The sequence below is a fragment of the Leucobacter holotrichiae genome (assembly GCF_055791005.1).
The window spans coordinates 143,331-157,876 of the sequence record NZ_JBVUAC010000006.1 but is presented as its reverse complement, the minus strand read 5'-3'; the positions used below and the strand labels follow the sequence as shown (position 1 = coordinate 157,876).

Genomic DNA, 14,546 nt, shown 5'->3' with positions numbered 1-14,546 from the left:
GCATGGCCGAGACCGTCGATCGTGAGCGCATCGCCGCGGCGGTGCGCGAACTGCTGCGCGCGATCGGATCCGACCCCGACAGCGCCGAGCTCTCGAGCACACCGTTCCGGGTCGCCGACGCCTACTCGGAGTTCTTCTCGGGGGTCGGGCAGGATCCGATGCAGCACCTCGTCGACTCGGTTCCGGTCGGCGACGAGACCGGCGAACTCGTGATGCTGCGCGACATCGAGCTGCGATCGGTGTGCGAGCACCACCTCCTGCCATTCCGGGGCCGGGCGCATATCGCCTACCGGCCGGGCGACCGCATTGTCGGGCTCAGCGCCCTGCCGAAGGTCGTCGAGACGCTCGCGGCGCGTCCGCAGGTGCAGGAGCGGCTCGGGCAGCAGATCGTAGAGGCCCTCGAATCGGGGCTCGCACCCGAGGGGGTGCTCGTCGTGCTCGAGGCGAGCCACGGTTGTGTGGCCGATCGCGGCGTGCGCCAGACCGAGGCCGTGACCGTGACCGTGGCATCGAGCGGAGCGCTCGCGCAGCCCGCCGCTCGGAGCGAGGTCATGGCGCTGATCGGGGGCGCTGCCGGGAAACACTCTTCGGGAGCCGACCGATGACCGGTTCCCCGCTGGTGATGGGGGTGCTCAACGTCACGCCCGATTCGTTCAGCGACGGCGGCCGCTTCTCCGCCGGCGACGCCGCGATCGCCAGGGGCCGCGAGCTCGTCGCTCACGGCGCCGACATCGTGGATGTCGGCGGCGAGTCGACGCGCCCCGGCGCGACGCCCGTGGCGCGCGAAGAGGAGCAGCGGCGCGTGCTTCCGGTGATCCGCGCGCTCTCCGCCGACGGTATCCAGACCTCGATCGACACGCTCCACGCCGAGACCGCGCAGCTCGCCGTCGCCGCGGGCGCGCGCTTCATCAATGACGTCTCGGGCGGCACTCACGACCCCGCGATGCTCGAAGCCGCGGCCTGGGCGAGCGCCGAGCACGGGGCGAGGTTCGTCATCGGGCACTGGAGAGGAGTACCGGATCCCGAGCATCAGCGGTCCGACTACACGGACGTCGTCGCCGAGGTGTGCGCGGCCCTCGCGGAGCAGGCGGAGGCGGCCCTGCGCGCGGGCGTCGACCGCTCTCACATCGTGCTCGATCCCGGTCTCGGGTTCGACAAGACCGGCGAGCAGTGCTGGCGCCTGCTCGCGCACCTCGGTGAGCTGACCTCGCTCGGCTATCCGGTGCTGGTCGGCGCCTCGCGCAAGCGCATGCTCGCCGAGGCGCTGGCGTCGCCGACGGGTGCCAACCGATCCACGACTCCCGAGCAGCGCGATCTCGCCACCTCGGTGGTCACCGCACTCTCCGCTCGTGCGGGGGCGTGGGGTGTGCGGGTGCACGACGTCGCCGGCAGCGTCGAGGCGCTCGCCGTGACGCGCGCCTGGAGCCGTGAGGAGAGCGGGGCCGCCGGGCCGGATGGGGGTGTTTCCCTGGCAGCCATCCGTATGGGATCTGCCGAAGATATGCCGGTAGCGGGCGGATCCGCCATACCTTTGGCCGATCCCATACCTACGGGAGGGTTCGGTGGGGACGACCCCGGGGGTGGGGACCAGGATCGGGCCGGGGCGGCCGACCGTATCGTGCTCACGGGGCTCGAGGTCTACGCCCATCACGGGGTATTCGATTTCGAGCGCGAGCAGGGGCAGCGCTTCATCGTCGACGTCGAAGTCTCGGTCGACCTTCGCGCCGCCGCCGCGGGCGACGCGCTCGAGCGGACCGTGCACTACGGCGAACTCGCGGAGGCGATCGTCGCGGCGGTCGAACGCGACCCGGTCGACCTCATCGAGACCGTGGCAGAGCGTGTCGCCGCGGTCGCTCTCGGCTTCTCGGGCGTGCATGCTGCGCGGGTGACGGTGCACAAGCCGGATGCTCCGATCGCCGCGACCTTCTCCGACGTGTCCGTGACGGTGGTGCGGCCGTGATCGCGCAGATCGTGCCGGTGCTGTTCGCCTTCGGCGCCAACCTCGGCGATCGCGGCGAGACGATCCGCGCCGCCCAGCGTGAACTCGCTGAAGCCAAGGGGATCCGCGACCTGCGCGCTTCCCCGCTGCGCGAGACGATCGCGCTCACTGCGCACGGGCCCGACCCCGACGCCCCCCGCTATCTGAACGGCGTCGCGATCGCCGAGACCGCCCTGCGGCCCCACGTGCTGCTCGACCTCATTCAGAGCATCGAAGCGCGGCACGGTCGTGTGCGCGACGAGCGGTGGGGGGATCGCACGCTCGACATCGATCTGATCCTCTACGGCGGGCGCGTGATCTCCGACGAGCGCCTCACGGTGCCCCACCCGCGCGCCCACGAGCGGGACTTCGTGCTCGCTCCCTGGCTCGCCCTCGATCCGGGGGCGGTGCTGATGGGGCATGGCCGGGTCTCGGATCTGCTGCTGCGTGTGGGCGATACCACACGACCCTTCGACGAGGCGGGAGCGGGCGATCATGCCGAGGGGTGAGCGCCCCGGCCTGGGCGCCCTCGCGGCCGCGGCGATCATGGGTGCGGCTGCCGGCCTGCTTGTGCAGTTCGCGCTCTCGAACCGCGGTCAGTCGCCGATGGTGCCCCCGCTGTCGCTTCCGCTGACGCTCGTGCTCGTGGCGGCGGTGCTGATCGTGTTCGCGCTCAGGCTGCGGCGCGCGCTGAAGAAGGGGCCGGGCGCCGTCAATCCCTTCCAAGCGGTGCGGCTGCTCGCCGCGTCGCGAGCCGGGCAGCTGGTCGGCGGCCTGCTCGGCGGGTTCGGCGGCGGTCTGGCGCTCTCGCTGCTCGGTCGCAGCGTGCCGGCCCCGACCGCGACGTGGCTGCCGATGCTGCTCACCCTCGTCGCCGGCGCGGTGCTGACGGGCTGCGCTCTGTACGCTGAGCACTGCTGCCGGCTGCCCCCGGGCGATGACGACCCGGAGTCGGGAGGCGCGGATCCCGCACCCGGTCAGGGCGCGGCCGACCAGGCGGCGTTCCGCGAGCGCTGAGCGGTCGACCGCACGCTTCCTGCGTGTCGGAGGCGGCCTCTACACTTGAGGGCGTGAACGACGAACAGCGAATCAGCAGTGACCTCCGGTGGCCGAACGGCGAGTTCGAGTGGCAGCGGGTCTCGCCGAAGTATGCCGTGGCCGATCTCGTGCTGAATCTGCTGCTCGACGCGGTGGTGCTGATCGTGCTCTTGGTGCTCCTCGTGGTCGTGAACGAGCAGCCACCGGTATTTGTCACCGTCGGCCTGAGCGTGCTCTTCGTGCTGCTGCTCGTCAATTCGCTGCTCGCGTTCCGCCGCGTGAAGGCGATCGGGTATATCCTCCGCGAAGACGATCTGCTGTTCCGCAGGGGCATCATGTTCGAGCGTGTGATCGCGGTGCCCTACGGGCGCCTGCAGATGGTCGATGTGACCCGCGGCCCGCTGCTGCGCTCGCTCGGACTGGCCACGCTCAAGTTCGTCACGGCCTCCGCCGCGACCGGCGTCAACCTGCCGGGGCTGCGCTTCGAGGACGCCGAGGCGCTGCGCGATCGCCTGGTCGAGCTCGCCGAGACGCGGAGGTCGGGGCTGTGACCGACGCGCACCCCGAAGACGGAGCGCCGGCCCAGGTCACGGTGCCCGGCGACTCGGTGCTGCCGGGCACCGCCGACGCCAAGGGCTGGCGCCGCCTGCACCCGCTCTCCCCGCTGCTGCGGGGCGGCCTGGTGCTGCTGGTGATCGCGGGTATCGTGATCGCGAACTTCCGGGATCGCCTCGTGGAGCTGTTCTTCGCCGACCGCGTGTGGAGCCGAGACGGCGTCGAGGTCGACCTGTCGCAGGAGGGCGGCGACATCGTCGACCTCTTCGAGTACCTCGTGGAGCAGGGCCTGCTGCTGCTCGTGCTGGGCGGCGTGCTCGGCGTCATCCTGCTCATCGTGCTGTTCTCGTGGATCGCGTGGCGCTTCCACACCTACCGCATCGGCGCCGAGGCCGTCGAGGAGCAGAGCGGCGTGCTCTTCCGCAAGCATCGCAGGGCTCCGCTCGAACGGATCCAGAGCGTCAATCTGCAGCGCCCTCTGCTCGCGCGCGCCCTCGGACTCACCAAGATCGAGGTGCTCACGGGCGGCCAGGGCGGCAAGGTCGAGCTGTCGTACCTCAGCCACCGCGACGCGAAGACGGTGCGCGAGCAGATCCTGCGTCTTGCGGCGGCGAAGCGCTCCGGCGCCACGTTGCGGCTGCCGGGAGACGCTCCCGTCGCTCCGGAGGCCATCGTCGCGCCGTCCCCGGTGGGCCCCGACGGGTACGTCTTCGACGGATCGAGCAGCGGGCTGACGGCGCGCGCTCAGGACTTCGTCGACGCCGACGTCGACCCCGAGGCCCTCGCCGCCCAGACACTCGTGAAGGTGCCCGTCGGGCGCCTCATCGGCAGCATCGCGCTCAGCTGGGAAGCGGTGATCACGCTGGTCATCATCGTGGGTGTCGTGGTCGGTGCGGCCGTGTTCGAACCCGCCGTCATCCTCGGTGTCATCCCGCTGATCATCGTCATGGCCGGTATCGTCTTCGGGCAGTTCAACAAGGGCTTCAACTTCACGCTCTCGCGCTCGGCCGAAGCCGTCCGCACCGGCGCGGGGCTCACCGCGACCGTCACCGAGACGATCCCATTCGGGCGCATCCACGCCGTCGAGGCGAGACAACCGCTCATGTGGCGCCCCTTCGGCTGGTGGAAGGTGCGCATCACGACCGCCGGCCACTCCGTGTCCCAGGGCGGGCAGAACACCATGCAGAACGTGGTGCTGCCGGTGGGAGGCGAGGAGGACGTGCTGCGGGTGATCGACACGCTCCTGCCGGGGGTCGGCGACGATGAGAGCGAGATAGCCGAGCTGCGCAACGGTCTGTCGGGCCGGGCCGAGGGCTACCTCGGGGCCGGGCCGAGGGGAGCCGCTGTGCTGCTCTGGGGCCGGGCGCGGGCCGGAATGCGGATCGCCGACGCCGGAGACGCCGAGGCGACGCTGCGCATCCGCCGCGGCGCGCTCACCCGTTCGTTCGCCGTGATGCCGGTGGTGCGCGCGCAGTCGGTGCAGTTCCGCAGGCCGCTGCTCCACAGACTCCTCGGCCTCGCCTCCATTCAGGCGCATACCGTGTTGGGGCCCGTGCGCGTGGAGATGCGCGGCATCGAGCTGCGCGCCGCGGAACGCGCCTTCGATCTGCTCGCGGCGACGGTGCTCCGGGTGCAGGGGGCGGAGTCGGTTCATCGCGCGGTTCCGGAGGAAGCCCCTGACGGCTCGCCTCGGCCCCGGCACGGGGAGTCGCTCGAGCAGGCCGCGGCTCCGGTCGAGTCGGATCGGGATCCCCGACCGTGAGCGCGGGGCAGCAGGCATCACGACTCGGCGTCGGCGTGGTCGGAGCCGGCCGCGTCGGCCCGGTGCTCGCTCGTGCCCTGGCCGGAGCGGGCCACGCGATCACCGGAATTTCGGCGATCAGCGATGAGAGCCGCGAGCGGGCCGAGACGATGCTGCCCGGTGTTCCGATCCTGGAGGTCGGCGAGGTGGTGCGCCGATCCGAACTGGTGCTGTTCGCGATTCCGGGGTCCGAGCTCCCCGACCTCGCCGCCGGCCTCGCGGCGACGGGTGCCTGGCAGCCGGGCCAGCTCGTCGTCCACACGGCGCCCGAGCACGGGTACGGCGTGTTCGGTCCGGCCCTCGCCGCGGGCGCGATCCCGCTCGCGCTGCACCCGGCCGTCGTCTTCACCGGCACGAGCCTCGACCTCACACGTCTCGTCGGCGCCACGATCGCGGTGACGGCTCCGGCTCCCGTGCTGCCGATCGGGCAGGCGCTGGCGGTCGAGATGGGAGCCGAGCCGGTGATCGTGGAGGAGCGGGATCGTGCGGCGTACGCGGAGGCCGTCGGCGCGGCTGCCGAGTTCTCGCGAGCGGTGGTGCGTCAGGCCGCGGGTGCGCTCCGCGAGATCGGCGTGGAAGGGCCCGACCGCCTCATCGGAGGGATCGTGCGCGCCGCGGTCGAGGAGGAGCTGCGCGTCGCCGGCGCCGATCCCGGTTCCGACCCCCTCCCCTGACGGATGCCGGGTAGGATGGATCGGTGCGCCGGAAACACCCGTGTTCGGCGTGCTTCGAGCCGACACCACGGAGGACCCGCCCCATGAGCGACCAGCCCGCAGCCAACGCGCCCCTCGAGACCGAGGAGGAGCTCTTCGAGCAGAAGCGCGTGCGCCTGGAGAAGCGGGACCGGCTGAACGCCGGCGCCGAACTCGGCGGCGGGGCGTACCCCGTGGAGGTGCCCGTCACGGCGACGATCCCCGAAGTACGCGCCAGGTGGGCCCACCTGGAGGAGACCCCCGACAGCCTCTCAGGCGAGATCGCGGGTGTGGCCGGGCGAGTGGTCTTCCAGCGCAATACGGGCAAGCTGTGCTTCGCGTCGCTGCAGGCGGGTGACGGCACTCGCATCCAGGCGATGGTGAGCCTCGCGGAGGTGGGCGAGGAATCGCTGGCCTCTTACAAGGAGCTCGTCGACCTCGGCGACCACCTCTTCGTGAGCGGCGAGGTCGTTTCGAGCCGACGCGGCGAGCTGTCGATCATGGTGCGGGAGTGGCGGATCGCGGCGAAGGCGCTCGCCCCGCTGCCGAACATGTACGCGGAGCTCAGCGAGGAATCGCGGGTGCGGCAGCGCTACCTCGATCTGATCCAGCGCGAACAGGCGCGCACGAACGTCGTGACCCGCGCGCGCACCATGGCGAGCCTGCGGCGCACCTTCGCCGAGAACGGCTTCATCGAGGTCGAGACCCCGATGCTGCAGACCATGCACGGGGGCGCCTCGGCGCGCCCGTTCGTCACGCATTCGAACGCGTTCGACACCGAACTCTATCTGCGCATCGCGCCCGAGCTGTACCTGAAGCGCGCGGTCGTCGGTGGCTTGGAGCGGGTGTTCGAGATCAACCGCAACTTCCGCAACGAGGGCGCCGATTCGACGCACAGCCCCGAGTTCGCGATGCTCGAGTCCTACCAGGCGTACACCGACTACAACGGGATCGCCGACCTCACCCAGCTGCTCATCCAGAACGCGGCCCTGGCCGTGAACGAGGGCACCGATCGCGAGGGCACCCACGTGGTGCGCTGGGCCGACGGCACGCTCTTCGATCTGGGCGGAGACTGGGACCGCATCTCGATGTACGGAACGCTCTCGGAGGCCGCGGGCCGTGAGATCACCCCCGAGACCTCCGTCGAAGAGCTGCAGGCCATCGCAGACGCCGAGGGCGTCGAGGTGAAGCTGCCGAACCACGGCAAGCTCGTCGAGGAGCTGTGGGAGCATTTCGTGAAGGACGGTCTCACGCGCCCCACCTTCGTCATGGACTTCCCCGTCGAGACGAGCCCGCTCACGCGTCATCACCGCTCGATCCCCGGGGTGGTCGAGAAGTGGGATCTCTACGTGCGCGGCTTCGAACTGGCGACCGGCTACTCGGAGCTCGTCGATCCGGTCGTGCAGCGCGAGCGCTTCGTGCAGCAGGCCGCAGAGGGAGCCCGAGGCGATGACGAGGCGATGCCCATCGACGAGGAGTTCCTGCGCGCTCTCGAGCACGGCATGCCCCCCTCGGGCGGCATGGGGATGGGCATGGACCGTCTGCTCATGGCTCTGACGGGGCTCGGGATCCGCGAGACGATCCTCTTCCCCCTTGTGAAGTAGCCTGCGCAGCGGGACTCAGGAAGAACCGGGGGAGGGCCGGTACTCTGGTGCACATGGACAACTGGTGGATGAACGCGATCTGGTCGCTGATCCCGACCGTGCTCATCGGAATCTTCTTCTGGCTGGTGATGCGCCTGATCCTGCGCGCCGACCGCACCGAGCGTCGCATCTACCAGCAGATCGAGAATGAGGAGCGCGCGAAGGCCGGCCTGCCGCTGCGCGATGATTCCTGAAGCCGCCTGATCAAGGCCGGGAGCGAACTCGGACCCGGCTCCGGGCGGCCCTCTCACTCGATAGAGTGTTCTCACTGGGGTGAGAACATCCCTGTGATGCGCAGGGAAGGCGGCGTGCATGGATCTGAGCTGGTCCGGGTTCAACTGGCCCTACCTGTGGACCCTCGCAGCGCTGATCGTCGACATCATCATCAGGATCGTGGCGCTGTTCGTCGTGCCGCGCAATCGGCGCCCGACAGCGGGGATGGCCTGGCTGCTCGCGATCTTTCTGCTGCCGGTACCGGGCCTGCTGCTCTTCCTCATCATCGGCAGCAAGCGGCTCCCCAAAAAGCGCGAGCGCAAGCAGGAGGCGGTCAACCAGTTCGTCGCCGAGGTCTCGAGCCGCGAGGACAACGGCCTTGTGACGCCCGAGACGGAGCTGCCGCCCGGCGTGGACAACGCGGTGAAGCTCGGCCGCTCGCTCGGCGCGCAGCCCATGCTGCTCGGCAATACGGCCTCGATCTGCATCGACTACGAGGAGTCGCTCGAGCGCATGGCCGAGGCGATCCGCGAGGCGCGCGACTACGTGCACGTGGAGTTCTACATCCTCGTGCACGACCCCACGACGGACTGCGTCTTCACCGCGCTGCGCGAAGCCATCGAGCGGGGGGTCAAGGTGCGCGTGCTGCTCGACCATATCTCGGCCGTGCGCAACCCGGGCGCGGCGCGGACCAGGCGGAGCCTCACCGAGATGGGGGCGGAGTGGGTCTACATGCTGCCGGTGCGTCCGTGGCGCGGCGAGTACCAGAGGCCGGATCTGCGGAACCACCGCAAGCTCATCGTGGTCGACGGCCGAGTCGGGTTCATGGGCTCCCAGAACCTCGTCGACTCGAGTTATAACAAGCCGTCGAACCGGCGCAGGGGGCTGCACTGGAAAGACCTGATGGTGCGGGTCGAGGGGCCGATCGTGCTCGGTCTCGAGGCGGTGTTCCAGGGGGACTGGTACCTCGAGACGGGGCAGTATCTCACCAACATCGCCGAGGGGTCGCTCGAGGTGGAGCGCCCCGGGGGGCTCGACTGCCAGATCGTGCCGAGCGGCCCCGGCTACGGGGCCGAGAACAACCTGCAGGTGTTCGTGTCGCTGCTCTACGCCGCGCACCGGCGCATCAGCATCACGAGCCCCTACTTCGTGCCCGACGGCTCGATCATGAACGCGTTGCGCGCGGCGACGGCGCGCGGAGTCGCGGTCGAGCTCTTCGTGTCCGAGATCGGGGATCAGGCCGTGGTCTACCACGCGCAGCGCTCCTACTACGAGGAGCTGTTGCGCGCCGGTGTGCGGATCTGGATGTTCCGGCCGCCGTACATCCTGCACTCGAAGCACTTCACCATCGACGGCGACGTCGCCGTCGTGGGCTCCTCGAACATGGACCAGCGATCCTTCGGCCTCAACATGGAGATCTCGATGGTGGTGCACGGCGCTGATTTCGTGCGGGATCTCGACGACGTCAACGACTACTACCGCGCGAATGCGCGCGAGCTGACCCTCGAGGAGTGGGAGCAGCAGCCGCTGCCCTCGCAGCTGCTCGACGGGCTCGCGCGTCTCACCTCGGCACTGCAGTAATCCGGGCTTCCTCGCGTCGATGGCGCGCTCGGACGGGGCTCGTTTTGGAATTCCGTCTCGGGTGTGCAAGCATGCCACTACCGTATTCGACGGAAGGAAACGCAATGGCGCGTAAGGCTACTTCCCCCCTGTCCGAAAACACCCCCGCCGCGGTGGCAGCGAACGCCACGGCACCGGGTGAACAAGCTGTGGCGGAGACGCCGGCTGCCGTGAAGGCGCCGACGAAGACCGCCACCGCGAAGTCGAGCGCTGCGAAGGCCGCGTCTGCCAAGGCGGCAGCCAAGCCGAGCACCGCGAAGGCCGCGTCGAAGACGACGTCGGCGAAGACCGCCCCGGCGAAGGCCGCGGGCAAGGCCAAAGCAGCCGCGAAGCCCCGCTCCGCCGCCCAGACCTCGGCTGAGAGCACCCCCGCTCCCGCTGCGAAGGCGCAGGCGGCGGCGAAGAAGTCGCTCGTGCGCCGCAAGCGTCCGCGCAAGGCTCCCGTGACGGGTCCGGTTGCGATCGGCCGCAGCGGGTTCACGAAGCTCAAGAACATCTCCGAGATCCGCCACTACCTGCGCACGAGCGACACTCCGGTGTTCTTCGTGGGTGCGACCGCGTTCAACCTGCTCGGCCTCGACCGCTGGGTGCGCGGCTTCTCGTTCATCACCTACTACGACAGCTGGGACGGCAACCACCCGCGGGTGTTCACGCCGACCGAGAAGCCGTACATCGAGTTCGAGAGCGGCGAGGAGATCAACAACTGGCTGCTGCGCAACCACGAGGTGCGCGCTCACATCGAGCGCCGCACGCCTCCCGGCGCGCGTCCGCAGATCGTCATGGTGTTCTTCAACGAGGAGACCGAGCGCATCTGCGAAGAGCTCGACTACGAACTGATCCTGCCGAGCCACGAGCTGCGCGAGCGGCTCGACTCCAAGATCGTCACCACCCAGATCGCCGACTCCGTGGGGGTGCCGAGCGTGCCGAACGCGCTCACCACGGTCAAAGACTGGGATGAGCTGGTCGAGGTCACCGAGAAAGCGGGGCTGGGGCAGGATCTGGTGATCCAGACCGCCTACGGCGACTCCGGCAAGACCACCTACTTCGTGACCAGCGAGGCGGAATTCGCCGCGATCGCGGATGAGGTCACCGACGTCGAGATCAAGGTGATGAAGCGGATCAACAATCGCCCGATCGCGATCGAGGCCGTACTGACCCGGCAGGGCACGGTGGTCGGCCCCTGCATGACAGAGATCACGGGGCACGCAGACCTGACTCCGTACCGAGGGGGCTGGGCGGGCAACGAGATGTTCCCGACGGTGCTCGACGACGAGAGCCGGCACGCGGCGATCGAACTCGTGCGCAGGCTCGGCGACCGGTTGGGCAAGGAGGGCTACCGAGGCTTCTTCGAGGTCGACGTGCTGCTCGACACCGACACCGGCGACGTGTATCTCGGGGAGCTGAACCCCCGGATCAGCGGGGCCTCGGCGATCACGAACGTCACGGCCGGCGCCTACGCCGACGTGCCGCTCTTCGCGTTCCACCTGCTCGAGTATTCGGGCGTCGACTTCGAGATCGATGTCGAGGAGATCAACCTCCGCTGGGAGGAGCTGGCCTCCGAGGACGAGTGGAGCCACATGGTGATCAAGCACACGAGCAGCACCGTGGAGCGCATCGACGCGGCGCCGCGCACCGGCCGGTACTCGCTCGACCACTACGGCAACCTCGTCTACACGCACCACGACTACGACTGGCACCTGCTCGGCAACGAGTCCGACGCGTTCTACCTGCGCATCTACCAGGAGGGCGACTACCGCTGGAAGGGCGCGGATCTCGGGATCCTTGTGACGAAGGCCCACCTCGAGGCGAGCCATGGTGGCCTCACGCTGCACGCGAAGTACCTGATCGATGCGATCCGCGGCATGTATCGCACGACCGTGGTCGAGGGCGACGAGCCCGCTCCGAGGCCGGCCCCCGCCAAGGGGAAGTGATCGGCGTGGGATACTGAAAGGATGAGCGCTGAGACTGGATACGGTTTGAACGGCCCTGCGCCGGGGTACATCGACGTCGTTCCGCCACTCGACCAGTGGCAATTCGCGCCCTACCTGCAGTGGTCGATGCAGAACATTCAGTCCTTTCTGCCGGTGCACGGGATTCGCCGAGGAGGGCGTGCCACGGAGTTCGCTCTCCGGCCGTCGGATCTCGGTGCGCTCAGCGTGCCGCACCCCTGGGACGATCGCAGCGCCACCTTCACGGAGGTCATGGGGGCGACCCATACCGACGGCTGGATGGTGACGCACCGGGGCGCGATCGTGGGCGAGCAGTACCTGGGCACCCTCGCTCCCGCGGGCATGCACCTGTTGATGTCGGTGTCGAAATCGCTCACCGCGACGACCGCGGGCCTGCTGTCGGCGAGCGGCGAGCTGAATCTCGAAGCTCCCGTCACCGACTACGTGCCGCAGCTCGCGGGGTCCGGCTATGAGGGCGCCCTGGTACGGCACCTCGTCGACATGCGCACGGGCGTGCACTTCTCGGAGGAGTACCTCAACGAGGACGCCGAGGTGCGGTTGCTCGAGGAGGCCATCGGCTGGGCGCCGAAGAAGCATCCCGAGGTGCCCGATTCGCTGCTGGGATTCCTCAGCACGCTCGGGCAGGACGGGCCGCACGGCGGACCCTTCGACTACAAATCGTGCGAGACGGATGCGCTCGGGTTCGTGATCCAGGGGGCGGCGGGGCGTCATGCCGCCGACGTGATGTCGGAGCGGCTGTGGCAGCCGATGGGGGCCGAGTTCGACGCTCACGTGGGGATCGACAGTGTGGGCGGCGGCATGTTCGACGGCGGCGTCTCGGCGGCGATGCGGGATCTCGCGCGCTTCGGCAACCTCTACGTCAACAGGGGCTACGCGCTCGACGGCGTCGCTGTGCTTCCGGAGTGGTGGGTCGAGGATACGTATGCGGGCGGCCCGGACTCTCGCGAGGCCTTCGCGAGTTCCGAGGACTCCGCCTATATGAGCGGCGGCATGTACCGCAACGGCTTCTGGTTCCCGGGCGAGAGCGGCGACGTGATGCTCGCGCTCGGGATCCACGGCCAGATGATCTACATGAACCGTCTCACGGGAGTGGTCGGAGTGAAGATGTCGAGCTGGCCCGCTCCGCAGGACGCCGAGAAGCTGTTCTGGACGGTGCGCGCCTTCGAGGTCGCCTCCTGGGCGCTCAATCGCGGAGAAGTGTAGGCCGACGATCCTGCACCGGGCCGGGGGCTGCGAACCGTTCGACGCGGGGCGCGGCCCCCGACTCGTGATCCCGGCTGAGCATCCAGATCTCGCCGTTGAGCACCCGGGGGAGCGGCGATCCCGCGATGCGCGAGAGGCTCCAGCGGATGAGTGCTCCGTGCGACACGACGACGCTGCCGGGGGCGGTCTCGAGCAGGCGCAGCAGCGCGGCCGCCCCGCGCTCGCTCATGTCTTCGAGCGGTTCCGACTCCGGGATGCCGCGGAGGCCCGGCCAGCGCGCGTCGGCGTCCGCGAAGTGCATGCCCTCGGCGAGACCGAAGTTGCGCTCCCAGATGCCCTCGTCGATCGTGGGCGCGGTGCGATCGATCGTGGATCCGATGATCTCCGCAGTCTCGACCGCTCTGCCGAGGGGCGAGCTGACGAGTCCCGCCCAGCTGCCGTGCGAGGCGAGCAGTCGCCCGGTCTGGGCAGCCTGCGCTCTGCCGGTGTCGTTGAGCGCGATGTCGGTGCGGCCCTGGATACGGCCGGCCAGGTTCCAATCGGTTTCGCCGTGGCGCACGAGCGCGATCGTATTCTCAGTGGAGAAACTCATGCCCTCACCCTAGGACGTGCGGGCTGAGCCTCTCCTGCTGCTGTCCCGTACCGTCCCTGCGAGGGCTGCGAGGAATCCTCCGCGCCTCGTCTCCCGGCCCCGATCCCGTATGTGCTCCCGGACCGCCGCTCGACGGCAGCCGAGGGGTAGACGATCGCGCGCTCGACCTCCACGCGCACCCGCGCGCCCGACGCGCAGCGGATCCCGCGCCCACGGCTGCGCAGCCGCAGTCCGTTCCAGTCGACGACGAGGTCGTCGCCGTCTCTGCCGAACAGCGAGGAGGCCACCGTGGCGGGCCCATCGGGATCGGCTGCGACGCGCACGTGCTCGGGGAGCACCGCCAGCTCGACAGGGCAGCTAGGCGAAGGTGAGCCGGATCCGGTCGTGGCCTCCGCGGCGCCGAAACGGGACGATGACGCCCCGGCTTCGCCCTCGATCCGCTCCGCAGGCACCTGGAGTGCGGAGTCGCGAGCTCGGAACCCGCGCGCGTCGAGGGCGCCCTCGATCACGGTCGCATCGGCGATGAAGCCCGCGACGAAGGCGGAGGCCGGGCGCTGCAGAAGCTCCGCGGGGGTGCCCTGCTGCTGGATGCGCCCGCCATCGAGCACCATGACGCGATCGGCGAGCGTCAGTGCCTCGCTGCGGTCGTGCGTCACGTGCAGCACGGTGAGGCCCAGCTCCCGTGTCAGCAGCCGGAGTTCGAGCCGAAGCCGGTCGCGCAGCGGCTCGTCGAGCGCCGAGAGCGCCTCGTCGAGCAGCAGCACCCGCGGTCGGGCGACGATGGCGCGGGCGATCGCCACCCGCTGCCGCTGCCCGCCCGAGAGCGTCGCCGGGTTGCGGCGCTCGGTGCCGGCGAGGCCGACGAGTTCGAGCGCTTCCGAGACGCGTCGTGCCCGCTCGGCGCGTGCGACGCCGGCGCGCCTGAGCGGGTACTCGATGTTGCGGCCCACGTTCCAGTGGGGCCACACCGCGTGCTGCTGGAACACCATGCCGAGACCGCGGCGCTCCGGCTCCACGCAGCGATCCGCGTCGGCGACGACGGCGTCGCCGATCCTCACCGAGCCCGCGGTGGGTCGTGCGAAGCCCGCGACGGTGCGCAGCAGCGTCGTCTTGCCCGAGCCGGAGGGGCCGATGAGCGCGACGAACTCGCCGTCGCCGACGTGCAGGTCGACGTCGGCGAGGCCGAGATGACCGCCCGGGTAGGCGAGGCTGACCGAGGTGAGGGAGACCGAAGACATGGG

Annotated in this window: 14 protein-coding genes; 12 read left to right on the top strand and 2 right to left on the bottom strand. The window is 69.8% G+C overall.

Annotated elements, in window-relative coordinates:
* The first annotated feature begins 2 nt into the window (after nucleotides 1–2).
* From folE to AC0KXF_RS09625, 12 genes are all read left to right on the top strand, one after another.
* On the top strand, nucleotides 3–605 hold the full coding sequence (gene folE, locus AC0KXF_RS09680) for a GTP cyclohydrolase I FolE (protein WP_473108980.1): 603 nt from the start codon (nucleotides 3–5) through the stop codon (nucleotides 603–605).
* Nucleotides 602–1,960, top strand: coding sequence for a dihydropteroate synthase (folP, locus tag AC0KXF_RS09675; protein ID WP_473108979.1), 1,359 nt, complete (start codon nucleotides 602–604; stop codon nucleotides 1,958–1,960). The genes folE and folP overlap by 4 nt, the downstream gene beginning before the upstream one ends.
* Nucleotides 1,957–2,487, top strand: coding sequence for a 2-amino-4-hydroxy-6-hydroxymethyldihydropteridine diphosphokinase (gene folK, locus AC0KXF_RS09670; RefSeq protein ID WP_473108978.1), 531 nt, complete (start codon nucleotides 1,957–1,959; stop codon nucleotides 2,485–2,487). Before folP ends, folK begins: the two co-directional genes overlap by 4 nt.
* A complete protein-coding gene (locus AC0KXF_RS09665) occupies nucleotides 2,474–2,995 on the top strand; it encodes a DUF3180 domain-containing protein (protein ID WP_473108977.1) in 522 nt (173 codons plus the stop codon). Before folK ends, AC0KXF_RS09665 begins: the two co-directional genes overlap by 14 nt.
* Before the next feature lie 53 nt (nucleotides 2,996–3,048).
* Nucleotides 3,049–3,567, top strand: coding sequence for a PH domain-containing protein (locus AC0KXF_RS09660; RefSeq protein WP_473108976.1), 519 nt, complete (start codon nucleotides 3,049–3,051; stop codon nucleotides 3,565–3,567).
* A complete protein-coding gene (locus tag AC0KXF_RS09655) occupies nucleotides 3,564–5,333 on the top strand; it encodes a PH domain-containing protein (protein WP_473108975.1) in 1,770 nt (589 codons plus the stop codon). The genes AC0KXF_RS09660 and AC0KXF_RS09655 overlap by 4 nt, the downstream gene beginning before the upstream one ends.
* Nucleotides 5,330–6,046, top strand: coding sequence for a DUF2520 domain-containing protein (locus AC0KXF_RS09650; RefSeq protein ID WP_473108974.1), 717 nt, complete (start codon nucleotides 5,330–5,332; stop codon nucleotides 6,044–6,046). Before AC0KXF_RS09655 ends, AC0KXF_RS09650 begins: the two co-directional genes overlap by 4 nt.
* Nucleotides 6,047–6,129: 83 nt before the next feature.
* Nucleotides 6,130–7,668 carry a lysine--tRNA ligase gene (gene lysS, locus AC0KXF_RS09645; RefSeq protein ID WP_473108973.1) on the top strand — a complete coding sequence of 513 codons (1,539 nt, stop codon included), beginning with the start codon at nucleotides 6,130–6,132 and terminating at the stop codon, nucleotides 7,666–7,668.
* Between the two features lie 53 nt (nucleotides 7,669–7,721).
* On the top strand, nucleotides 7,722–7,901 hold the full coding sequence (locus tag AC0KXF_RS09640; protein WP_473108972.1) for a hypothetical protein: 180 nt from the start codon (nucleotides 7,722–7,724) through the stop codon (nucleotides 7,899–7,901).
* Between the two features lie 118 nt (nucleotides 7,902–8,019).
* Nucleotides 8,020–9,501, top strand: coding sequence for a cardiolipin synthase (gene cls, locus AC0KXF_RS09635; RefSeq protein WP_473108971.1), 1,482 nt, complete (start codon nucleotides 8,020–8,022; stop codon nucleotides 9,499–9,501).
* A 188-nt stretch (nucleotides 9,502–9,689) separates the two neighbouring features.
* The gene (locus AC0KXF_RS09630; protein ID WP_473108970.1) at nucleotides 9,690–11,471 is read left to right on the top strand and encodes a biotin carboxylase; all 1,782 of its coding nucleotides are present in this window, start codon (nucleotides 9,690–9,692) and stop codon (nucleotides 11,469–11,471) included.
* A gap of 21 nt (nucleotides 11,472–11,492) precedes the next feature.
* A complete protein-coding gene (locus AC0KXF_RS09625) occupies nucleotides 11,493–12,713 on the top strand; it encodes a serine hydrolase domain-containing protein (RefSeq protein ID WP_473108969.1) in 1,221 nt (406 codons plus the stop codon).
* On the opposite strand, the gene AC0KXF_RS09620 is transcribed toward AC0KXF_RS09625, so the two are convergent.
* The gene (locus AC0KXF_RS09620; RefSeq protein ID WP_473108968.1) at nucleotides 12,694–13,305 is read right to left on the bottom strand and encodes a histidine phosphatase family protein; all 612 of its coding nucleotides are present in this window, start codon (nucleotides 13,303–13,305) and stop codon (nucleotides 12,694–12,696) included. The genes AC0KXF_RS09625 and AC0KXF_RS09620 overlap by 20 nt on opposite strands.
* A complete protein-coding gene (locus tag AC0KXF_RS09615; protein ID WP_473108967.1) occupies nucleotides 13,302–14,543 on the bottom strand; it encodes an ABC transporter ATP-binding protein in 1,242 nt (413 codons plus the stop codon). Before AC0KXF_RS09615 ends, AC0KXF_RS09620 begins: the two co-directional genes overlap by 4 nt.
* Nucleotides 14,544–14,546: the final 3 nt, after the last annotated feature.